Here is a 21,836-nt window from a genome sequence, read left to right on the forward strand (position 1 = left end):
GCGTACATGCGCCCGTCGTCTGGCTTGGCGCGTTAATACAAGATATTGTGGTTTGTGTATTTGCGAGTGACCGCTGCAGGGCGTTCGGGCGCTGATGCTACAATGCCGCGCTGAGCTAGAACGCACCGGGTGAACACGTGGACGAAAACGAACGCATTCTGATTGTTGAGGATGACCTTAAACTTGCCGCCCTGATTGCTGATTTTCTTCAGTCGCAGGGCTTGCAGGCATCTGTAGAGCCGGACGGTGGCAAGGCGGTCGAGCGGGTCCTGAATCATATGCCGGATCTGGTGGTGCTGGACCTGATGTTGCCAGGCGAAGATGGTCTGTCGATCTGCAAGCGTTTGCGTGAAGAGGGCTACACCCGGCCGATTCTGATGCTCACGGCGCGCAGCGATGACAAGGACCACATTCAGGGGCTGGAGCTGGGTGCCGATGACTACGTCAACAAGCCAGTGCGGCCGCAGGTCCTGTTGGCCCGTATCCGAGCCTTGTTACGGCGCAGGGGTGAGACTGATCAGCCCAATGTGCCGCCGAGCAGGCTGCAGTTTGGAGCGCTGGTGGTCGACAACACGCGGCGCGAAGCCTGGCTGGGCCCGGATCTGATCGACCTGACCGGCGCCGAATTTGATCTGCTCTGGCTTTTGGCGAGCAACGCCGGGCGAGTACTAAGCCGTGAGGAAACCTTCGTTGCCTTGCGCGGCATAGCCTACGACGGCCAGGACCGCTCGATCGACGTGCGCATCTCGCGCATCCGTCCCAAGATCGGCGACGATCCTGAACAGCCGCGGATTATCAAAACGGTTCGCAGCAAGGGCTATCTGTTCGTCGCCCCTGAGCCAACCCTCAAGTGAACTCCATTTTTTTCCGGGTCTATGGCGGCATCCTGGCGGTGCTGATTACCGTGCTGTTGCTCGGACTGGCCGCCGTCTGGCTGGTTAACGATATGCGCGCCGGCGACTATCGCGAACGCATTGCCACCGGGACCTTCCGGCTCATGGCCGATAACCTGGAAGACATGGACACCGCCGAGCGGATGCGTGCGCTGGCCACCTGGACCCGGCTGATTGGGGTCCCCCTTGAATTGCATCATCTCGACGAGCTCAATCTGGAAACGAGTATCTGGTCCCGGTTGCTCCAGGGCCGGGTGGTGGTCAGACCCGCGAGCAATCCGCGGTTGCGCGTCTATTCGATGGTCAGCGTGGATGAAGGGATCGTTCTGGAGGCAGCCATTCATCGCATTTCCGAGCAGTTGGGCAGGGCCACGCTGTTTCTGGTAGCCGATGAGCTGGTTCGCTATCCCGAGGCGGCTATGCCGGGTCGGCTGCAACATCTCAGAGGTGACAAGGGTTTTGGCTATCCTCTGCGTTTGACCCCTATTCGCGAAGCGGACCTGGACCCGGATCAGCGACGCCGCCTGGAGGAGAGCGATACGGTGATGACACTGGGACCTGACGGCGACTCGGTGCTGCTCTATCTGAAGATTCCGGACACCCAGTGGATTCTGAGCCTCGGCCCCCTGTATCAGATGAATGAGTATCCGGCCGGGCTGCTGCTTGTCACCGGCATGGTGATGCTGGCGCTTTGCGGCTTGCTTATTTATCTGCTGGTGCGGCAACTGGAAAGGCGTTTGCTCACGCTTGAGTCCGCCGCGGCGCATATCAGTGCGGGCAATCTGAATGCACGGGTCGATGCCCGTGGCAACGATTCGGTCGGCCGTCTGGCTCGGGCCTTCAATCGGATGGCGACGCACCTTCAGCGGCTGATGCGTATCCAGCAGGAAATGATCGGCGCGGTATCCCATGAGCTGCGTACGCCTGTGGCGCGGTTACGCTTCGGCATTGAAATGGTCGAGAACGCCGTCAAACCCGAGGATCGGCGCAAATACCTCGAGGGGATGGACGGTGACCTCAACGAGCTGGATGGCCTGGTGGATGAAATTCTGGTGTACGCGCGACTGGATCAGGGTGCGCCGGAGCTGACGTTCAATCCTACCAATGTTCCGGCGATGGTCGAGCAGGTCGTCAGTGAACTGGCTCCGCTCAATCGGCAGCTGGATGTGCGCCATGAGGACCGGTCCATGGGCCGGGCGCGCGCTGTTGAGGCAGAATCACGCTACCTGCAGCGGGCCGTGACCAACCTGGTCAGCAATGCGATGCGCTATGCAACAAGCCGTGTGTTGATCACCACCCAGGTGCATTACGACCGGTGCATCATCACAGTTGAAGATGACGGAGCGGGTATCCCGGAGGATTTTCGCGAACGTATCTTTACGCCTTTTCTGCGCCTGGATGACAGCCGTACACGGTCGTCGGGCGGATATGGGTTGGGGTTGGCTATCGTGCGGAGAATTATCTACTGGCACCAGGGCAGCGCTCGAGTGGAGCGCTCCAAAGAGCTGCACGGGGCAGCTTTCATTCTGGATTGGCCGTTACGCCGGAGCTAGACGGGCAACTTTAGCGAGTATGACCGTTAACCAGCAGGCGGAAGGCAGTGTCGGCCTGTTTCGCATCGGGTGTGCGGCCGCAAATAAGGTCGCAGTAAATGGCGCTCTCACCGATACGGATAATGAAGTAGGCCAGGCTTTCGGCGTCCATTTCCGGGTTTATCCTGCCGGCCTCTATTTCCTGCTCGAACAGTTTGCGCCAGGTCTCGATCAGGCGAATCTGCAAACCCGCAATATTTGAAGTGAGTAATTGCAGGCCCCACTGGGGTTCAGCATGCAGAAAATTATGCAGCGGTTTGGCTTCGATCAGAGCGACGTTGATGTCGCTATAGATCCGCGCCAGAAAGTCGATCCCGATGAGACCGGGATCCGCCTGGGCGCGCTCGATCGACTCATCGTAGATTTCCTTGTACAGCGACCAGAGTATTTCGCCCATCAGCAGGTCTTTGTTGCCCACCCAACGCATCAAGGTCGCTCGACCGATATCCAGCTCTTCTGCCAGCAACGAAAGATTTAGCCTGCGTCCCTCCAGCCACCATCGCCGCGCCATGCGAAAGGCGCTCAAGGGCGTCGCGCGCTCGTCTGATTTGCGCTGCGAAAGTGCCTGGGCCAGCGGGGTGTTGGGCTTACTCATATCGACTGCCTATTTGGTCGCGGGATTTTCATTGCCGGCGCCTATAGTAGCAAGGCTGATACCAAGAATAAAAGTGTCCCGAGGATGGAGCAGCCAGTGAATCGTCCATCGAATGAGCATTTAGTGCGCACAGCGAACGATACTTGCATTCGTGTTTCTGGAATCAGCCACAGGATTTGTATACAGCAATAGCGGAAACTGGATATGTCAGCCGGCCGGACAGTCAGTTGTTGACCGGGAGGTCGACGCGAGAGCGGATAAGCTTGAACAAAAAAGCCGGCTATCAGGACTGATAGCCGGCTTTCGGTCAGGCTGCGATCAGGCTTTTGCGAGCCTGGATATCAGTTAAAGTTCTTCTTCTGGACGTCCCAGTCGCGCGAAGTACATAAGGTGCAGTCGGCGCCTTGAAACACCAGTGCGGCGTTTTGATCACCCATCAGCTGGAAGCGGTACCAGGCCGTCGACGGACCGCGATATCCGCCTGCGTCGCCGACAGGTTCAAAGTGACTTACACCCTGCAGCTCACCCCAGAACACCGGGACGTTCGCATTGTTGAAGACTGGACGCCCATTCAATGTCGAGCCTGCGAGCGTATCGTCGCTGCCGGTCATGAGAAACATAGGACCGTTCTGGTTGCGCTGCGAGGATGATACGTGGCCCAGACCGAGTACGTACGGCTGGAAGGGTGCAGTGGTAGTGATGCGAGGATCCTGGCCGGCCATGATGGTGCCGCCGCCACCTTGGGAATGACCGGATGCGCCAACCCGGTTCAGATCAAGCTTGCCGCCGTAGGTCCCACCGCTGCGGCCGTTCTGTTGAACCAGGTAGTCGAGGCAGGCGAGCATTTCCTCACCGCTACCCGCGTTGGCCGTGGTGGCCGCTGCGACAACGAAGCCATGGCTTGCCCAGTGCTCATGCAGACCGGCATAGGTCGTGGCGCCACCCCCGGTGCCGTTACCCCAGATGATGATCGGGTGCTCAAGGTCGTCTGCACCCAGGGTGCGCGGACGCGAGATGCGGCAATCGGGACCTTCGTTGCTGGCGGTCGTAGCAAATGGACCGTCAGCAGCAAAGTCACTTACCGCCGGAAAGCCCGAGTCTACCGGCAGATCGCCTGGAGGATTGTTACCTGGAGGGTTGCCGGCCAATGCGCTGGCAGACAGTGCAAGACCGAGTGTGAGAGCGGAAAGCTTCATTACGGGTAGGTTCATCGTATTCTCTCTTAGCATTATTGTGAGGGCTGAACTGAGCTCAAGATCATCCCTGACAACTGCTGCGCTCGCTGCGAGTAAGAAACCTATCGGCCAGTGAATGACTATTCACTCGCCCAAAAGGGTGAAGTCGACCTGTTTTGTGTCACACATCACTGCACGCGCAGTGGCTTTCTGCCAACCCTAAATAAAAAAAGCCGGCTACCTTTCGGTAACCGGCTTGGAGTCTCGATGCCTCAGTTTAGTTGATGCCTTTGCGCTCTACGTCCCAGCTGCGGTCGCTACACAGGCCGCAGTTGCTGCCGTAGAAGGTGCTCTCGGCGTTGCCGTCGCTCATCAGATGAAAGCGGAACCAGGCAGTGGATGGGCCGCGGAATCCGCCGCCATCACCGACAGGCTCGAAGTGGCTGGCACGTGACAGCTCGCCCCAGAATACCGGCACGTTGGCGCGGCGGAACACCGGAGCGGCGTTCAAGGTTGGGGAAGCGATGGTGTCTGAGCTACCGGTCATGAGGAACATCGGGCCGTTCTGGTTGCTCTGCGAGGATGAACTGTGGCCAAGCCCGATGGTGTAGGGCTGGAAGGGTGCAGTAACGGTCACGCGGCTGTCCTGACCAGCCATGATGCTACCGCCGCCACCTTGAGAGTGCCCTGCAGTGCCCACGCGGTTGACGTTCAGCTTGCCGGCATAGGTACCTGTGCTGCGGCCATTCTGCTGAACCAGATAGTCGAGGCAGGCAATCATGTCGCGGCCGGTACCGGCATTGGAGGTGCGTGCCGCGGCGACGACGAAGCCATGGCTCGCCCAGTGATCAAGCAGTGAGCGGTAAGTAGTTGGGCTGGAGCCGGTGCCGTTGCCCCAGAGAATGATCGGATGCTGACGTCCATTTTCACCGAGGGTGCGCGGACGGTAAATGCTGCAGCTGGGGCCTTCGTTGCCATTGGTAGTCGAGAAGGAGCCTGACCGGCTGAAGTCGGAAACCGATGGGAAGTCGCCACCGCCACCGCCTCCATTATCGCCGCCACCTCCATCGCCGGGTGGGTTGTAGGCCATGGCTCCGGCCGAAAGAAGGACGCCAATGGCGACGCTTGTCATCTTCAACAGTGGTGCTTTCATGGTGATCTCTCTTTTTAGCGTTCTTATAGGGATTCATCATTGAGCTCGGGGGCTACTTCCAACGACGGTGTTTCACGTTCACGGAACAAACCCTAGCGCGTTCGCATTTGATACACAGTCGCCTGTTCGGGTGAGCAATGAGACACATATGGGTGAGCGGGCAAAAAAAACGGCTGCGTGAGCAGCCGAAAAGAGAGGAACTAAGTGAACACTGAGAATCAGTTGATGCCTTTGCGGCGAACCGTCCAGCCGCGGTCTGAACACAGGGTGCAGCTGTTGCCGTAGAACATGCCGCGCGCGTTCTGGTCCGCCATCAGGTGATAACGCAACCAGGCTGTAGACGGCCCACGGAATCCGCCGGCATTGCCGACTGGCACGAAGTGACTGGCTGAGTTCAGTTCACCCCAGAAAACCGGCACGTTGGCGCGGTTGAATACCGGTTCTGCGTTACGTGCTGGCGCGGCAATGGTGTCTGCGCCGCCAGTCATCAGAAACATGGGCCCGTTCTGGTTGCTTTGTGAGGAGGACCGGTGACCCAGACCGATGGTGTAGGGCTGGAACGGCGCGGTTGCGGTGATCCGGTTATCCTGGCCGGCCATGATGCTGCCGCCGCCACCCTGGGAGTGACCGGCAGTCCCGACGCGGTTCACGTTCAACTTGCCGCCATAGGTCCCGCTGCTGCGGCCGTTCTGCTCGACCAGATAATCGAGGCAATCAATCATTTCTTCGCCGGAGCCTGCATTGGAGGTCCGTGCGGCTGCGACGACAAAACCGTGGCTTGCCCAGTGGGTCAGCAACGCGCTGTAGGTGCTTGGCGAGGAACCGGTGCCGTTACCCCAGAGGATGACCGGGTGCTTGAGACCGTTATCGCCGAGGGTGCGGGGCCGAAAGATAGTGCAGTTCGGGCCTTCGTTCCCATTGGTGGTAGAGAATGAGCCGGAGCGGCTGAAATCGGATACTGATGGAAAGCCTGTGCCGTCACCCGGATTCGGGTCGGGATCGGGGTTGGTTGGCGGCGTTGGGTTGTAGGCCATCGCGCCAGACGACAACAACAGACCAAAAGCAACAGCCGTGAGTTTGTGCAAGGAAGCATTCATTGTAGGAATCCTGTCAATTCTTATTGTTACTGCTTACCGAGCGCTATGGCCGAGACCGAAGTCAGGCTCTGGATCCGGTCAATGTATATTGACCGGCGCGACGCTGGATCTCGCCTGATTGGGGGAGCGGCGGCGAAAAAATGTGAGCGCTGTCAGAGAATTACCATGCCCACCGCAGCTGGACGTCATAGCACCCGCCAATGGACGGTCGAGTTCCATCTCGACCAAATGGTTGGGTCAGCGAGCCCCATAGCCGGGGTGGAACCCGGCCCTCCAAAGTATGGAGCCGCTTCTGACGTCCGCGTCTAGCTGCCAGTCGAATTTGAAACAGGTTAGCCGAGCGTCTTGGCCGTGACCCCGTCGAGCGTGGCAAAGGAGATGTCCTTGGCTGTCAGCAGGAAGTCCTGCATATATGAGGTGTCCAGCATGTCGTCGCGCACGGCTGCGTACAAAGTGCCGAACAGGCCCTCGGACCCCAGCGGCCGGGCACTCACATAGCCGCGTTGCAGATACTCCGCCATGGCCCAGTTGGGCAGGCAACAGACTCCACGGCCGGACGCGACCAACTGCATCATCATCACCGTCAGTTCGGCATTGCGCACGGCGGTGGGCTCGATACCGGCGGGCTCAAGAAAGTGCTTGAAGATATCCAGTCGCTCACGATCCACCGGATAGCAGATCAGGGTTTCGTCGGCCAGGTCCGCCGGTTCGACGAATGTGCGGTTAACCAGCGGATGCTGGTTGCTGATCGCCAGTTGCGCCTCGTAGGTGAACAGCGGCACATAGGTGATGCCGGGAATTTCCTGGGGGTCTGAGGTCACGACCAGATCGAGTTCGCCGCGGGCCAAGGCGGGGAGTGGGGCGAAGAAAAACCCCGAAGCGAAATCGACCTCCACCTCGGGCCAGGCATTACGAAACTGGTCGATGGTGGGCATCAGCCACTGGAAGCAGCTGTGGCATTCGATAGCCATATGCAGGCGTCCGGCCTGGCCACCCGCCAGACGCTGCAAGTCGCGCTCTGCCTGACGCAACTGCGGCAACAGGTTGTCCGCGAGCCGCAACAGGCGCAAGCCGGCACTGGTGAAGCTTACCGGGCGCGTCTTGCGGACAAACAGCTGCAGGCCCAACTCTTCCTCAAGGTTCTTCAGCTGGTGAGACAAGGCCGATTGCGTCAAATGTAACCGTTCGGACGCTTCAACCAGGCTCTCGGCTTCACGGAGGGTGGTAAGGGTTTTCAGGTGTCGAAGCTCAAGCATCTGCGGCTCATCATGAATAATTTAGAAGTTGAACATTAACACGATGAGTTTGATTCAGCATCGGATGGGGTTGATCCTGTGTGCCTTGATTCGAGACGTGGAGATTGACATGGCATTGGCACACAACCTGGGATTTCCCCGGATAGGACGCGACCGTGAACTGAAAAAGGCATTGGAGGCCTACTGGAACGGCACGCTGGATAGAACGGGACTGCTGCAGGCGGGCCGTGAATTGCGTGCGGCGCATTGGCAGGTGCAGGCCGACGCGGGCCTGGATCTGCTGCCGGTAGGCGACTTTGCCTGGTACGACCAGGTCCTCACCCATAGCCTGATGGTGGGCGCCGTTCCATCCCGGTTCAGCAGCGGTGAACAAGCGGATCTGGACACGCTGTTTCGCATGGCGCGCGGGGTAAGCAACGCCGGTACTGAAACCTTTGCCTGCGAAATGACCAAGTGGTTCGACACCAACTACCACTATCTGGTCCCGGAGTTCGTGGAGGATCAGCAGTTCAGTCTGCAATGGCAGCAGCTGTTCGATGAGGTCGACGAGGCGCTGGCGCTGGGCTACAAGGTGAAGCCGGTCGTGCTCGGGCCACTCAGTTATCTATGGCTGGGCAAGACCAAGGGCAGCGAGTTTGACCGCCTGCAATTGCTTGAGCGCCTGCTGCCGGTGTATTGCCAGATCTTCGAGCGTTTGGCAGAGCGGGGCGTCGAGTGGGTGCAGATTGATGAGCCGGCCTTGGTGCTCGACCTGCCCGCGCAGTGGCGCGCCGCGTACGAGAGCGCTTATAACCTGTTGCAACGCGCGCCGCTGCGCAAACTGCTGGCCACCTATTTTGGCGCACTGGATGACAATCTCGGTCTGGCTTGCGCCTTGCCGGTTGATGGTCTGCACGTGGACCTGGTGCGTGCTCCGCAGCAGCTGGCGGCAGTTACGGACCGCCTGCCGAGTTACAAGGTGCTGTCGCTGGGCGTGGTCGATGGCCGGAATATCTGGCGGTGTGACCTGTCCGCTGCGCTGGTGGCGCTGCGCAGTGCCCAGGAAAAATGGGGCGAGCAGCTGTGGGTGGCACCGAGCTGTTCGCTGCTGCATGCGCCGGTCGATCTTGAGCGCGAAGATCATTTCGACGAGGAGTTACGCGAATGGTTGGCCTTCTCCGTGCAGAAAGTCGGCGAAACAGCGTTGCTGGCCCAGGCACTGAATGATCCCTCCGACCCCACAGTGGTTGCGGCTATTCAGGCATCCGACCAGATTCAGGAGACGCGTCGGGCCTCAGGCCGCATCCATGATTCGGCTGTCGCCACGCGACTAAAAAGTATCCAGGCGCAGCACAGTCAGCGCCACTCGGCCTATCCAGTGCGTGCAGAGGTTCAGCAGCAGGCGCTGCGTCTGCCTTTATTGCCCACTACGACCATTGGGTCGTTCCCGCAAACGACCGAGATTCGCTCCGCGCGCCGGGCGTTCAAGGCCGGTGATCTTTCTGAGGCGGAGTATGTAGCCTCGATGCAGTCGGAAATCGCCGAGGTGATTGCCGAGCAGGAGGCGCTGGATCTGGATGTGCTGGTGCACGGTGAAGCCGAGCGCAACGACATGGTCGAATACTTCGGTGAGCAGCTCGAAGGCTACGTTTTCAGCCGCTTCGGCTGGGTCCAGAGCTATGGGTCGCGCTGCGTGAAGCCGCCGATTATCTATGGCGACATCAGTCGGCCCAAGGCGATGACAGTGGAATGGGCGCGCTATGCGCAAAGCCTGACCGAGCGTCCGGTGAAGGGCATGCTTACCGGCCCGGTGACCATGCTGATGTGGTCATTCCAGCGTGAGGATGTGCCACGTGAAGTCAGTGCGCGGCAACTGGCGCTGGCAATCCGTGACGAAGTGGTGGATCTCGAGCGCGCCGGTATCAGCATCATCCAGATCGACGAGCCGGCCTATCGCGAGGGATTACCGTTGCGCAAGGCAGAGCAGGGCGACTATCTGCGTTGGGCGTCCGAGGTCTTCCGGATCAGCGCCAGTGGCGTGGCCGATACCACCCAGATACACACGCACATGTGTTACAGCGAGTTCAACGACATACTCAGCGCCATCGCGGATATGGATGCCGATGTCATTACCATCGAAACATCGCGATCGGATATGGAGCTGTTGGATGCCTTTGGCGATTTTGCCTATCCGAATGCCATTGGGCCGGGGGTGTATGACATCCACTCGCCGCGGGTTCCGCAGTGCAATGAAATGCTGCGGTTGTTACGCAAGGCCGCGCGCGTCATTCCGTTGGAGCGCTTATGGGTCAACCCGGATTGTGGCTTGAAGACGCGGGGTTGGGCGGAAACCAGAGCTGCGCTGAAAGCGATGGTCGATGCCGCCCGTCAACTGCGGCAGCAGGAAGCGTCGGTAGATCCTAATTGTCTTCTTCCGCGTCGTTCTACCCTGTAAAGTAGCGACCGTTTACTTATCTGGGGTTTTCCATGCAGGAATTGTTGTTGCACTGTCGGCCGGGATTTGAAGGCGAAGCCGCTGCCGAGATGCAGGAGTTGTCTGCTGCAAAGGGTATCGCAGGCTATGCCGTCACGAAGGAAGGCACCGCGCTGGTGCGCTTTGTATGTCCGGCTGACGGCGATGCCGCGACCTTGATGCGCAAGCTGAACTTCCGCGATCTGATCTTCGTTCGACAGTGGGCACTTGGCGATTGGCTCGACGTGTCGGTTGAAGACCGCATCTCGCCGATCATTACCGCCTGCTCCAAGGGGCCGCTGGCCTCCAGCCTGTGGCTGGAGACCGCCGACACCAACGACGGCAAGGCGATGGCCGCGCTGACCAAGAAGCTTGGCAAACCCCTGGAAACAGCGCTGCTCAAGACGCGCTTTATCCGCCCGACAAAAGCCGATGCGCCACGGTTGCACCTGTGCTTCGAAAGCGGGCAGCGCGTCTTTGTCGGCTGGTCATGGGCAGACAATGCTGCACCTTGGCCAATGGGTATTCCACGTCTGAAAGTGCCCCGTGAGGCGCCCAGCCGGTCAACCTTGAAACTTGAGGAAGCCTGGCACCATTTTATCCCCCGGGATGAATGGGACAGTCGGCTGGCGCCCGGCATGACGGCAGTGGATCTGGGTGCGGCACCCGGCGGCTGGACCTGGCAGATGGTCAACCGACACATGAAAGTCGTGGCGGTGGACAATGGGCCGATGGACAAGAAACTGATGGATAGTGGTCAGGTCGAACACGTCGAGGCTGACGGCTATGTGTACAAGCCGAAGGTGCCTGTGCAGTGGATGGTGTGCGATATCGTCGACAAGCCTGCCCGCAGCAGCTCATTGCTGGCGCGCTGGGTATCTCGAGGCTGGTGTCGCGAAGCGATCATGAACTTCAAGCTGCCGATGAAACGCCGTTACTACGAGGTGCTGCAATGCATGGATCACGTTCAGGCTGCACTGGACGAGGCGGGCATACGCGCCACGATCTCCTGTAAACAGTTGTATTCCGACCGCGAAGAAGTGACCTGTCATGTGCGGGTATTGCATGCGGGCAGCTACCGGGTGCAACCGGTACAACAGTAAGTCGAACGACGCATCCGCCGGCTGCCCCGAGCCGGCGGATGCGTTGACGATTAGCGCCTTGAGGATTAAAGCGGCTCAAGCAGGGTGATGCGTTCGTCTTCCAGGAGCATGGGTCTGAATTCGTTGAGACTGTTCCTGCGCCCCTCGGAGTTCTCCCAGCGCTCCCAGGAGTGACGATTCTGCCAGGTGACCATGACGATGCGGTGGTTTGGTCGTTCCAGGTCCCGGAATGATTCACCGGAAATGAACCCGGGGGATTGAATGGCTTGCTGGATGATTCTGCGTGCCGCGGCCTCGTAATGGTCTTCCAGGCCTTCGGCAATTACACGCTCAATCAACACTTTGATCATGGAGTTTCCTTAGTGATTTTTAGTCCGGTCACCCATAGTGTTATCTCTGCTGGCGCTGCTGGCAAGCGACAGACTTTTTTCCGATAATATTTGCCCCGCTGTTACCCCCTCACGTCGTTATCCGGTTTGCATCTAGTCGGCGGACGAGCGAGAACAGCCCCGGTATGAATGAGCGAGAGCTGAATGAGCGAGCATGTAGTGACCGAATCTGCGGAGGTAAGCCGCCTCGATACGAAGGGGCTGTTGTGCCCTGAACCGGTGATGATGTTGCACAATGCAGTGCGCGACATCAGCAGTGGCGATTTGCTCGAAGTGTTGGCGACCGACCCTTCCACCCAGCGTGACATTCCCCGTTTCTGTGACTTCCTTGGCCATCAACTGGTCGAGCAGGATGTGCAGGACGGAATTTATCGGTATCTCATCCGCAAGAGCTGAGCTCACGACGCCTCCTTCCGCGCAGCGTCCCAACCGGGCTGTCCCGGACGTTGCTGGCAGGCGCCAAGCACATCCTGCCAGGCCTTGCTATGCCCCTGAATACTGCGCTGATAGCGCTCCCAGAGTGAACCTTGCTCACCGGCGAGACGCTGCAGATAGTCTGCCGTGGCGCTGGGGATTTCTGCCGTCTGACTTAACCTGATAATTGCTTGCTGCCAGGGCTGGGCAAGTCGCTGAGCCTGGGCCATCTGTGGCTGGATGTCTCCGGCATAAAAGGTAGTGAAGACCGTCAGTAGCGTGCGTGAACGTTGCGTTGGCTGGCCCATAGGGCACAAAAAAGCCGGCGGTCTGGCGCGCAACATGGCCGTCGCCTGGTCAAGGGTATGACTCAGGCGTGACAGGCTGTGAATCAGCTGGCCGCCCCGGTCGCTGCGCTGCAGCGCTTCGAACAGCGGTTCGAGGGTGGATTGGCCGGGCGGCAGCCGGGCGGGCAGGGTCTGACCTATGGCAGCCAGACCGAGCAGGGCATCCATTGCGGCATGGTCAGTCAGCGCTGCCTCGCTGACGGGTAGCGGCTGATCATTGAAGCGCAGGTATTGCTCGAACTCAGGGCTCGCGTTCAGCGCATTCCAGAAGGCGGTTGGCAGACTGGTCCGCTTGCTGTCGGCAATGTCGCTGAGCTGCTGGTGCAGCGCGCTGCGTTCGGCGTCGTCCTTGATGATGTCCAGACAGGTATCCAGGTTGCGCAGCAGTTCGCCCTCATACGCCAGAAGGTGGCTGCCGGGCATCACCTTGCCCAGGCTGCTGTTACGTTGTGCGATGGTCTGCTGCAGGGCCGGACACTGGTTCGATTCAACCACCAGATCGAGCATGCCCAGGCGTAATTGCGGCACCGGTTGCATACGGCTTCGGCGTGCCGGTAACCGGTATAGGCTTAGTTCGTTCTCATCCCATGGCTGCCATTCCTGCCCCAGTACGCGGCCGACCCGGTCGAGGTAGTTGTCCATCTGCCGGCTGGCTTCAGGCGCGCGCTGACAGGCGGTGGTCAGAGCGCAAACAAGCAGGATAGCGATGACGCGCAGCATCGGCAGTTCTCCAGCGGTGCCCAGTTACTGATCCTGTCAGTATGACGATTCGGGCGATCCGGGCACGCAGCGGTTACTCGCGGCCGGCCAGGCTGACGCCATAGGGTCGGTCTCGTTTACGTCGCGCACCGACAATGGCCAGACGGATCGACAGGAAGACCGCCGCGGCGGTTAAACCCAGAATCAGCCCTTGCCAGAATCCGGCAGGCCCCTGCGCCGGGCCCCAGAGATCGGTCAGACCCAGAATGTAGCCGCTGGGCAGGCCAATGGCCCAGTAGGCAATCATGGTCAACAGCATGGGCAGGCGCGTGTCCTGATAACCCCGCAGTGCACCAGCGCACGCGACCTGTACCGAGTCGGAGAACTGGTACAGCGCCGCGTAGAAAAACAGCGTGGAGGCTAATGCTATGACTTCCGGATTGCGGGTATACAACAGCGGGATCTTGTCCGCCAGCGCCAACATCAGACTCGCGGCGATCGCTGCAAAGACCAGCGCCGCGAGGATCCCGGCCTTGGCTGCAAACAACCCAGCGCGGGCACCATTCATTCCGAGGTTATGACCTACCCGAACGGTGATAGCCAGGCCCAGACTGAAGGGCACCATAAAGGTGATCGAGGAGAAATTCAGCGCTACCTGATGGCTGGCGACGACTTCGGCACCCAGCCCGGCAATCAACAGGGCGATGACGCAGAACATGCTGGTCTCGGCAAACAGCGCGATGCCGATCGGCAAGCCCAGGCCCAGCAGGTGCCGTTGAGCAGGCCAGCGTGGCCAGTCGAAGCGTTCGAACAGGTTGCTGGCGCGATAAACTGGTGAGCGTTTCAGGTAGATCAGCATACAACCCAGCATGAACCACATAACCACTGCCGTGGCGATACCGCAGCCGATAGCACCCAACGCGGGCATGCCGAGCTTGCCGTAAACCAGGACGTAATTAAGCGGCACGTTAAGCGCCAAACCGGCAAAGCCGATGAGCATGGTGGGCTTGGTGCGCGACAGCCCGTCGCTCAATCCGCGTAGTCCCTGGTAAACCGCCACCGCCGGAAATCCGAGGGCCACGGCTTTCAGATAACCCATTGTCAGGGGAATCAGGTCAGCCTGCACATCCATGACATGCAGGACCGGTTCAACCGACCATAAGAAAGCCGCACAGACCACGCCCACAGCAGCGCCCAGCCATGCGCCCTGGCGTACCAGTGCACCCGTCTTACCAATCTGAGCGGGACCATTGCTGGCTGCCACCTTGGAGGTGACGATCATCAGCACGCCGGTGAGAAACAGAAAAGTCGGCACCCAGAACGCATTGCCGAGGGCGACCGCAGCGAGATCGAGTGCGCTGACCCGACCAGCCATCGCAGTGTCGACGAAGCCGAGCAGGGTGTGCGACATTTGCGCCGCGATAATGGGTAGGGCGAGCCAGGTCAGGCTGCGCAGTTCTGTTACACTGCGATGCCATCGGGGGTGCGTTTGAGCGACTGTCATGAAGGTATGGTCTGAAGAAAAGCGCCCCACTCTATCAATTTGCCCAATATTGTCCACCTGCCCATGACTTTCGATTGTAAGGACTTGGTTCGCCTGTTCGAGGGCTGTTTTGCCACTGACCTGAACACCATCCTCATAGGCGGTGCCGAAGAGCCGGAATACCTGCCGGCCGACGAAACCAGCCCCCATCACCGCATTCTGTTCACCCGTGATTATTTTCGCAGCGCGCTGCACGAAATCTCGCATTGGTGTGTGGCGGGCCCGCAACGGCGGTTGCTGCCCGATTTTGGCTACTGGTATGCCCCGGATGGCCGCACGGCAGCGCAACAGCAGGCTTTCGAGCAGGTTGAAGTAAAGCCCCAGGCGCTGGAATGGCTGTTTTGCGAAGCAGCGGGGCACCGGTTCGGGGTCAGCCTGGATAACCTCAGCGGCGAATCGACCGACGCTTTACCTTTCAAACAAAGCGTAGTGGCGCAGGTTCATGCCTATCTGGCTGAAGGTGTACCGGAGCGGCCGCAGCGCTTTATTCAGGCTCTGCTGGATTGTTATCGTCCGGGGACGCTGCTGACCGCGGAAGCTTTCACTCTCGACCAACTCTAGGCGGTCTGCGGGGTGGCTGGACAGGTACACGAGTGCCAGCCGACAATGACCGCGCCGCACCACTTGGAATGCCCCCATGCATATTGTTGCTGATGAAAATATCCCGCTGCTTGATGAATTCATGTCCGGTTTTGGCCGCATCACCCGTCTGCCCGGTCGTGAGATAGACAGCGACTCGGTGCGCAATGCGGATGTGCTGCTGGTGCGCTCGGTGACGCTGGTTTCGGCGCCCATGCTCGCAGATAGCCCGGTACGGTTTGTCGGCACCTGTACGATCGGAACCGACCACCTCGATTTACGCGGGCTGGCAAGGGCGGGTATTTGTGTTGCCAGCGCGCCGGGTTGCAACGCCCGGGGGGTGGTGGAGTATGTGCTGAGCTGTCTGCTGACATTCTCCGAGCGCACCGGCATCCCTTGGCATCGGCAGGTGGTAGGTATTGTCGGGGCCGGGCAGGTGGGCGGTCGGCTGGCTGATACGCTAGGCCGGCTGGGCGTGGAATATCTGCTCTGCGATCCGCCACAGGCAAAGCATGAAACAGGCTATGTGGATCTGGAGACGCTCATCGAGCGCGCTGATGTGATCAGCTGTCATGTGCCACTTACGGATTCAGGCCAGTATCCAACCCATCATCTGTTCAATGCCAGACGCCTGGCCAGGCTGCGTCCGGGCACCTGGCTGATCAACAGCAGCCGCGGCCCGGTAATCGACAATGAGGCGTTAACGTCGTTGCTGCGCACCCGCACGGATCTGCAGGTAGCGCTGGATGTGTGGGAACATGAGCCGCGTGTCGACCCTGCGCTGGCGGCACTTTGCACGCTGGCCACGCCGCACATTGCAGGCTACAGCCTGGACGGCAAACTGCGCGGCACCGAGCAGATCTATCAGGCGCTGTGTAGCTTTCTTGGCGAGCGGATTGCCATTCGGCTCGACGACATTGCGCCGTCGCAGGGCATGGGTGAACTCAAGGTCAGCGCAGCCACGCCCGGTGGGTGGCTGCTAAGTAAGGCTTTGCGTCTGGTATATGACGTACGTGACGATGACGCCCGATTCCGAGCCATGCTCGGCAAGGCGGTGTCAGACCGGGATATACGCAGCGGATTTGATCTGTTGCGCAAGGCGTATCCGTTGCGGCGGGAGAATGCGTTTTACCGCGTCGCCACCGACGCTCCGATGGAGCATGCAGTGGCTGATATGCTGGGTGCGGCGGGGTTCAAGCTCTAGCCGATGCGCTCATCGCGGGGCTGACGGGCGTCCAATGCTGGTCAAGTTCGGTGCAGGCTCTCTGGATCATCTGTTCGGTAATCGCGATCTCCCGTCCCTGTTCATCGATGACGTACCCGGCAGGTTCGGTGCTCATAGCGTTCTTGTCCGAGTTAGCATTTCTGATATCCAGCGTGTGTAAACTCATGTCGTTGGTGCTCCTCTCGATCCGGCATGATGGGTCGACACTTCTTTGCAACTGACCCTCAAACGCAGGGTATGGCATAAAGGTGGCAACTTTGTGACAGCCAAACGGCCAGGAAAATTCCAATGAAAGAGGCTTTTAAACTGGGCCTGGTTATCAACCCGTATGCCGGGTTGGGTGGTCAGGCTGCTTTGAAGGGGTCCGACGGTGTCGCGCAGCAGGCGTTAGCCATGGGCATCGAACCGCGTGCCCACGAGCGTGTACGTCAGACACTGAAAGGTATCGAGCCCTGGCGCGAGCGTTTGCAGATCTTCTGCGCACCGGGTCCGATGGGGGAGGACCTGCTGGCCAGCATGGGTTTTGACTATGAAGTGGTTGGCGAGCTTGCCGGTGCAGAAACCAGCGCCGCCGATACCGAACGCATGGTGAAGCTGCTGCAGGCACGGGGTATCGATCTGCTGTTGTTCGCCGGCGGCGACGGCACCGCGCGCGATGTATGCAACAGCATTCGGCCGGGGCAATTGGTGTTAGGTATCCCCGCGGGTGTGAAAATCCACTCGGGCGTTTACGCGGTCAACCCCCGGGCCGCCGGTGAACTGGTTGCGCTGCTGCTGCAGGGTGAGCTGGTTCGGCTGGGTGAAGCGGAGGTACGCGATATTGACGAAGATGCCTTTCGCCAGGGATCGGTGCGCACCCGACACTATGGTGAGCTGAACGTCCCGGAGGAGGGGCGTTTCGTCCAGCAGGTCAAGCAGGGTGGTCGTGAACAGGAAACCCTGGTGCTGGATGACGTGGCGGCCTGGTTACAAGAGATGCAGGATGACGTCGACGGATGGATCTTCGGCCCCGGCTCGACCAATCTTGGTCTGCTCGAAGCCATGGGGCTGGAAGGCACCTTGCTGGGTGTCGATGTGGTGCGCAACGGCGAATTGATTCTCGCTGACGCCACTGAGGCGCAGCTGTGGGAACTGGTCAAACAGGGCGACTGGCGAATCCTGGTAACCGCCATCGGCGGGCAAGGACATATCCTCGGGCGCGGCAACCAGCAGATTTCACCGCGGGTACTCGAAGCCGTAGGCCTCGACAACCTGTTCGTCGTCGCCACCAAAACCAAACTCAAAACACTGCAGGGCAGGCCGTTTCTGGTCGACACCGGCGATGCAGAGCTCGATCAAAGGCTAACCGGTTTGCGTCGGGTGCTAAGTGGATATCGCGAAGAGATGCTCTATCCCGTCAGTTGGAAAGCTGAGGCAGAGTAAGGCACTGGGTGGCGGTTTTCCTGGGGGTGTAGCGCGCCTGCGCTACGCCAGGGTTGCGGCTACACTAGAACCGCAACTGCAACCGCAACCGCAACTGCCGTGACGGCGTTGTGACCAAGGTAAATCGGGTAATCCGTTACCCGGATCGGGGCTCAACTTCTGGCTAACCACGCCGCTCAGGGCCGCTACTCAGAACACCATTATCTTATCAGCGGCAATGGTCACATCTGCCAGCTCTTCCATGGTGCTGCGCTGGGCATCCTCGATCACTTCATCCTCGGAAATGCCACGAGCATCCATGCAAGTGCCGCACAGTAGAACGTTTCCCTTCAGGGCAACTCGCTTGAGCATGCGCTCGGCATTATAGAAACCATCTGGAGTTTTCTGACCGGTCTTGGCGCCCGACACTGCATCGCCAATCAGAAAAACTGTCACTTCACAGTCCTTCTTGATCAGCGCGTGCGCCATACGTAAGCCGTTGTAGAGGCGTTCAGTGCCATAAGGCGGGTCGTTAATCAGGATCAGGGCTTTCATCGGCGTGGCTCCTTTCATGATTGACTTGCAAACATTCATGTCGCTCGAACATTTGAAGTATACCCGCTGAACCGTCTGCTCCTCCTACCCGTGCTGACCAAGCCGCGGATACGCAACCTGATCTATATACCCGACGTTTTTAATAGTTACCGGCACGTAACGCGGCGATGCGTTGTTCGAGCGGCGGGTGGGTCATCAATAGGCCCGCCAGGCCGTTCTTCAGGTTGCCATTGATGCCGAAGGCCGTCATTTCGCCGGGCATTTCCACCGGTATGCCTTGCTCGGCACGCAGGCGCTCAAGGGCTGCGATCATCATGCCGCTGCCGACCAGCTGGGCGCTGGCGGCGTCGGCGCGGAATTCGCGCTGGCGCGAGAACCACATCACGATAATGCTGGCGAGAATACCCAGTACCAGTTCGGCAAAAATCGTCGCAATAAAGTAGCCGATACCCGGACCGCTGCCCTCATTCTTGAACACCGCGCGGTCGACGAAGTTACCGATGATCCGTGCGAAGAACATCACAAAGGTATTCACCACGCCCTGGATCAGCGTGAGGGTCACCATGTCGCCGTTGGCGACGTGGCCGATTTCGTGGGCCATGACGGCCTTGATTTCGTTGGGGCTGAAACGCTGCAGCATGCCCTCGGATACCGCTACCAGCGAGTTGTTCTTATTCCAGCCGGTGGCAAAGGCGTTAGGCGCACGCGAGGGGAAAATGCCGACTTCGGGCATGCCGATGCCGGCTTTTTGCGCCAGTTCGGCAACGGTATCGACCAGCCACTGTTCCTGACGGGTCTGCGGGGCGTCTATAACCCGGGTGCGGGTGCCGCGCTTGGCCATCCACTTGGACAGGAACAGCGATATGAAGGAGCCGGCGAAGCCGAACACAGCGCAGAAGATAAGCAGCGACTGCAGATTCATGCCGCCCTGGCCGTCGTAAACACTGCCGACCCCCAGCAAACTGAGAGTAACGCTGGCGACCAGGATTACCGCGAGGTTGGTGGCCAGAAACAGCACAATGCGCATCATCTATTCATAACTCCTTTGATATTCGATTAGGGCTCCATCCTGCTGTCAGACGCGTTCCGGACCCCTCGTTTTACTGGTGGGTATATTGGGGGATTCCGTACCGCTTTCAATCGGCAGTCTATTTCAAATCGTGTACTGCTCAGCGCCGTGGGGAAGCCTGCGCAAAGCAATGCTGCACGATCTCCTCAAGCTCGACGGAGCTCTGGTTGGAGAGCGCGTCGCGCAGCCGCTGGGCAGGCGTGGCACGCTGACGGGCGATGCTGCGCGGCAAGTCGTCTTCCAGCCAGCCAATTGTAGGTGTCGAGAGCATCAGAAAGGCACGCTCGGTCAGGCAGCACTGGTCGAGGCCTTCCTGGCGAATGGTATCGCCGTAACGCAGAAAGCCCTCGCCAGCCATCCACAGCATGGCGTTAAAACAGGCGAGGTGACGGGGCGCGGGCACGCCGAAGACATCGGGCTCATGCGGCCCGATGAGATCTTCAACAAACAGGATGCTTGGCGACGGAAATCCGTTGTACAGGCTCAGCAGAATGCCCGCTGCGTCCCGGTAGAAGTCGTCGATATGCAGGTCGGCCATAGGATACGCCCCGACCGTCAGTGGTTTTACTGACGGTAGTCCTTGAGAAAATTGGCAATCCGGCCAATCGCGACTTCCAGATCATCCTTGCGCGGTAGCGATACGATGCGGAAGTGATCCGGCCAGGGCCAGTTGAACGCCGTGCCCTGAACGATGAGGATCTTCTCCTTGAGCAGCAGATCCAGCACCATCTTTTCATCGTTATGGATCGGATAGACCTTGGGATCCAGTTTGGGGAACAGATAGAGCGCGCCCTTGGGCTTGGTGCAGCTCACGCCGGGAATATCGTTGAGCAATTCCCAGGCGGTATCGCGCTGCTCCAGCAGTCGGCCGCCCGGCAGCACCAGATCATTGATGCTCTGGTAGCCGCCGAGGGCGGTCTGGATCGCGTGCTGCGCCGGTACGTTTGCGCACAGCCGCATGGACGACAGGATATCCAGCCCTTCGATATAGCTGTGAGCCTTGGCTTTTGGTCCGCTGAGGATCATCCAGCCCGAACGGAAGCCGGCTACGCGGTAGGATTTGGACAGGCCGTTGAAGGTCAGGCAGAACACATCCGGCGCAATGGCCGCAATGGATTCGTGCTCGACGCCGTCGTACAGGATCTTGTCGTAGATCTCGTCAGCCAGCAGCACGAGGTGGAATTCCCGGGCTACCTGCGCCAGCTGCTCGAGCATGTCGCGCGAGTAGACCGCCCCGGTGGGGTTGTTGGGGTTGATGATGACCAGTGCGCGGGTGTTCGGTGTGATCTTGCTGCGGATATCCTCGATGTCGGGATACCAGTCAGATTCTTCGTCGCACAGATAATGTACCGGCTTGCCACCGGACAGACTCACGGCGGCGGTCCATAATGGGTAGTCTGGCGCCGGAATCAGCACTTCGTCGCCATTGTTCAACAAGCCCTGCATGGCCATGACGATAAGCTCGGATACGCCGTTGCCGAGGTAGATGTCCTCGATCGTGACGCCGGGAATGTTCTTGGTCTGCGTGTAATGCATGACCGCCTTGCGCGCAGAAAACAGACCCTTGGAGTCGCTATAGCCCTGGGCAGTGGACAGGTTGTGAATAATGTCCTGGAGGATTTCTTCCGGGGCTTCGAAACCAAAGGGCGCAGGGTTGCCGATATTTAGCTTGAGGATCCGGTGACCTTCCTCTTCCAGCCGTTTGGCATGGTGCAGGACGGGCCCGCGGATGTCATAACAGACGTTGGCCAATTTGTTGGACTTGCTAACCTGCATGATGTTTCCCTTGGGTTCCTGAGGGCTGACGTAGCGCGAAGCCAGTAAAATGAAACGGCATGATACGTCGAGCAGCCATACTCGGGGAAGTCTGATAATCGCAAGTGTGTGGAGGAAATATGGATAAGATCATCAAGTCCGAAGACGCCTGGCGCGAGCAGCTGGACGAATCACAGTTCCAGGTGTGTCGTCTCAAGGGCACCGAACGCCCCTATACCGGTGCCTATAACAGCAACACCACGCCGGGTGTGTATCACTGTATTTGCTGCGATGCGCCGCTGTTTGATACCGCCACCCAGTTTGACGCCGGATGCGGATGGCCGAGCTACACCCAGCCGGTCAGCGGAGCGGCGGTTGTCGAACAGCAGGACACCAGTCACGGGATGATGCGCACCGAGGTGCTGTGCGCGCGGTGTGACGCGCATCTCGGGCATGTGTTTCCTGATGGCCCACCGCCGACCGGTTTGCGATATTGTATTAACTCGGTGGCGCTGCAATTGCACCCGCGTGACGAATAACTCAA

The 21,836-nt window shown here is 59.4% G+C and carries 22 protein-coding genes; 9 read left to right on the forward strand and 13 right to left on the reverse strand.

All coding sequences use genetic code 11. The features are described from left to right. Nucleotides 1-137 precede the first annotated feature (137 nt). Both FHK95_RS08585 and FHK95_RS08590 read left to right on the forward strand, forming a co-directional pair. Nucleotides 138-854 carry a response regulator gene (locus FHK95_RS08585; protein WP_150304200.1) on the forward strand — a complete coding sequence of 239 codons (717 nt, stop codon included), beginning with the start codon at nucleotides 138-140 and terminating at the stop codon, nucleotides 852-854. Next, nucleotides 851-2,446 (forward strand): ATP-binding protein, encoded by a 1,596-nt coding sequence (locus tag FHK95_RS08590; RefSeq protein WP_150304201.1) that lies wholly within the window; start codon nucleotides 851-853, stop codon nucleotides 2,444-2,446. The genes FHK95_RS08585 and FHK95_RS08590 overlap by 4 nt, the downstream gene beginning before the upstream one ends. 10 nt (nucleotides 2,447-2,456) lie before the next feature. On the opposite strand, the gene FHK95_RS08595 is transcribed toward FHK95_RS08590, so the two are convergent. The 5 genes from FHK95_RS08595 to FHK95_RS08615 all read right to left on the reverse strand — a co-directional run bounded on the left by FHK95_RS08595 (nucleotide 2,457) and on the right by FHK95_RS08615 (nucleotide 7,761). Then, complete coding sequence (locus tag FHK95_RS08595; RefSeq protein WP_150304202.1) at nucleotides 2,457-3,080, reverse strand: QsdR family transcriptional regulator; 624 nt, start codon at nucleotides 3,078-3,080, stop codon at nucleotides 2,457-2,459. Between the two features lie 341 nt (nucleotides 3,081-3,421). After that, complete coding sequence (locus tag FHK95_RS08600) at nucleotides 3,422-4,291, reverse strand: poly(ethylene terephthalate) hydrolase family protein (protein ID WP_150304203.1); 870 nt, start codon at nucleotides 4,289-4,291, stop codon at nucleotides 3,422-3,424. A 241-nt stretch (nucleotides 4,292-4,532) separates the two neighbouring features. Next, nucleotides 4,533-5,345, reverse strand: a complete 813-nt coding sequence (locus tag FHK95_RS08605) for an alpha/beta hydrolase family protein (protein ID WP_408003604.1) — start codon at nucleotides 5,343-5,345, stop codon at nucleotides 4,533-4,535. 281 nt (nucleotides 5,346-5,626) lie between these two features. Continuing rightward, nucleotides 5,627-6,505, reverse strand: a complete 879-nt coding sequence (locus FHK95_RS08610; RefSeq protein WP_235906743.1) for an alpha/beta hydrolase family protein — start codon at nucleotides 6,503-6,505, stop codon at nucleotides 5,627-5,629. A 332-nt stretch (nucleotides 6,506-6,837) separates the two neighbouring features. Next, nucleotides 6,838-7,761 carry a LysR family transcriptional regulator gene (locus tag FHK95_RS08615; protein ID WP_150304205.1) on the reverse strand — a complete coding sequence of 308 codons (924 nt, stop codon included), beginning with the start codon at nucleotides 7,759-7,761 and terminating at the stop codon, nucleotides 6,838-6,840. A gap of 109 nt (nucleotides 7,762-7,870) precedes the next feature. Here FHK95_RS08615 and metE point away from each other — a divergent pair, with 109 nt between their 5' ends. Both metE and rlmM read left to right on the forward strand, forming a co-directional pair. Then, complete coding sequence (gene metE / locus FHK95_RS08620; protein ID WP_150304206.1) at nucleotides 7,871-10,195, forward strand: 5-methyltetrahydropteroyltriglutamate--homocysteine S-methyltransferase; 2,325 nt, start codon at nucleotides 7,871-7,873, stop codon at nucleotides 10,193-10,195. Between the two features lie 32 nt (nucleotides 10,196-10,227). Further along, on the forward strand, nucleotides 10,228-11,316 hold the full coding sequence (rlmM, locus tag FHK95_RS08625) for a 23S rRNA (cytidine(2498)-2'-O)-methyltransferase RlmM (RefSeq protein WP_150304207.1): 1,089 nt from the start codon (nucleotides 10,228-10,230) through the stop codon (nucleotides 11,314-11,316). Between the two features lie 65 nt (nucleotides 11,317-11,381). On the opposite strand, the gene FHK95_RS08630 is transcribed toward rlmM, so the two are convergent. Then, on the reverse strand, nucleotides 11,382-11,666 hold the full coding sequence (locus FHK95_RS08630) for an antibiotic biosynthesis monooxygenase family protein (RefSeq protein ID WP_150304208.1): 285 nt from the start codon (nucleotides 11,664-11,666) through the stop codon (nucleotides 11,382-11,384). 183 nt (nucleotides 11,667-11,849) lie between these two features. Between FHK95_RS08630 and tusA the strand changes: the two genes are divergently transcribed. Next, on the forward strand, nucleotides 11,850-12,101 hold the full coding sequence (gene tusA / locus FHK95_RS08635) for a sulfurtransferase TusA (RefSeq protein WP_150304209.1): 252 nt from the start codon (nucleotides 11,850-11,852) through the stop codon (nucleotides 12,099-12,101). 2 nt (nucleotides 12,102-12,103) lie between these two features. On the opposite strand, the gene FHK95_RS08640 is transcribed toward tusA, so the two are convergent. Both FHK95_RS08640 and FHK95_RS08645 read right to left on the reverse strand, forming a co-directional pair. Further along, nucleotides 12,104-13,186: a DUF3080 family protein gene (locus FHK95_RS08640; RefSeq protein ID WP_150304210.1), complete on the reverse strand. Its 1,083-nt coding sequence runs from the start codon at nucleotides 13,184-13,186 to the stop codon at nucleotides 12,104-12,106. 73 nt (nucleotides 13,187-13,259) lie between these two features. Then, the gene (locus FHK95_RS08645) at nucleotides 13,260-14,669 is read right to left on the reverse strand and encodes an MATE family efflux transporter (RefSeq protein ID WP_150304211.1); all 1,410 of its coding nucleotides are present in this window, start codon (nucleotides 14,667-14,669) and stop codon (nucleotides 13,260-13,262) included. Between the two features lie 63 nt (nucleotides 14,670-14,732). On the opposite strand from FHK95_RS08645, the gene FHK95_RS08650 reads away from it, so the two are divergent. Both FHK95_RS08650 and pdxB read left to right on the forward strand, forming a co-directional pair. After that, nucleotides 14,733-15,269: an elongation factor P hydroxylase gene (locus FHK95_RS08650; RefSeq protein ID WP_150304212.1), complete on the forward strand. Its 537-nt coding sequence runs from the start codon at nucleotides 14,733-14,735 to the stop codon at nucleotides 15,267-15,269. 76 nt (nucleotides 15,270-15,345) lie between these two features. Then, nucleotides 15,346-16,491, forward strand: coding sequence for a 4-phosphoerythronate dehydrogenase PdxB (gene pdxB / locus FHK95_RS08655; RefSeq protein WP_150304213.1), 1,146 nt, complete (start codon nucleotides 15,346-15,348; stop codon nucleotides 16,489-16,491). On the opposite strand, the gene FHK95_RS08660 is transcribed toward pdxB, so the two are convergent. Beyond that, the gene (locus FHK95_RS08660; protein WP_150304214.1) at nucleotides 16,481-16,678 is read right to left on the reverse strand and encodes a PA1571 family protein; all 198 of its coding nucleotides are present in this window, start codon (nucleotides 16,676-16,678) and stop codon (nucleotides 16,481-16,483) included. The genes pdxB and FHK95_RS08660 overlap by 11 nt on opposite strands. Nucleotides 16,679-16,800: 122 nt before the next feature. Here FHK95_RS08660 and FHK95_RS08665 point away from each other — a divergent pair, with 122 nt between their 5' ends. Continuing rightward, nucleotides 16,801-17,934, forward strand: a complete 1,134-nt coding sequence (locus tag FHK95_RS08665; RefSeq protein WP_150304215.1) for an ATP-NAD kinase family protein — start codon at nucleotides 16,801-16,803, stop codon at nucleotides 17,932-17,934. Nucleotides 17,935-18,123: 189 nt separating this feature from the next. Here FHK95_RS08665 and FHK95_RS08670 read toward each other — a convergent pair whose 3' ends face one another. The 4 genes from FHK95_RS08670 to FHK95_RS08685 form a co-directional block, all read right to left on the reverse strand. After that, the gene (locus FHK95_RS08670) at nucleotides 18,124-18,468 is read right to left on the reverse strand and encodes a DsrE/DsrF/TusD sulfur relay family protein (RefSeq protein ID WP_150304216.1); all 345 of its coding nucleotides are present in this window, start codon (nucleotides 18,466-18,468) and stop codon (nucleotides 18,124-18,126) included. A 139-nt stretch (nucleotides 18,469-18,607) separates the two neighbouring features. After that, a complete protein-coding gene (gene htpX / locus FHK95_RS08675; RefSeq protein WP_150304217.1) occupies nucleotides 18,608-19,498 on the reverse strand; it encodes a protease HtpX in 891 nt (296 codons plus the stop codon). A gap of 139 nt (nucleotides 19,499-19,637) precedes the next feature. Then, the gene (locus tag FHK95_RS08680; RefSeq protein WP_150304218.1) at nucleotides 19,638-20,075 is read right to left on the reverse strand and encodes a hypothetical protein; all 438 of its coding nucleotides are present in this window, start codon (nucleotides 20,073-20,075) and stop codon (nucleotides 19,638-19,640) included. Between the two features lie 26 nt (nucleotides 20,076-20,101). After that, nucleotides 20,102-21,313: a pyridoxal phosphate-dependent aminotransferase gene (locus FHK95_RS08685; RefSeq protein WP_150304219.1), complete on the reverse strand. Its 1,212-nt coding sequence runs from the start codon at nucleotides 21,311-21,313 to the stop codon at nucleotides 20,102-20,104. Nucleotides 21,314-21,432: 119 nt separating this feature from the next. On the opposite strand from FHK95_RS08685, the gene msrB reads away from it, so the two are divergent. Then, nucleotides 21,433-21,831, forward strand: a complete 399-nt coding sequence (gene msrB, locus FHK95_RS08690) for a peptide-methionine (R)-S-oxide reductase MsrB (protein ID WP_150304220.1) — start codon at nucleotides 21,433-21,435, stop codon at nucleotides 21,829-21,831. The last annotated feature ends 5 nt before the right edge of the window (nucleotides 21,832-21,836 follow it).

It is taken from the genome of Pseudomonas saliphila (assembly GCF_008638345.1).
GTDB classification, from domain to species: domain Bacteria; phylum Pseudomonadota; class Gammaproteobacteria; order Pseudomonadales; family Pseudomonadaceae; genus Halopseudomonas; species Halopseudomonas saliphila.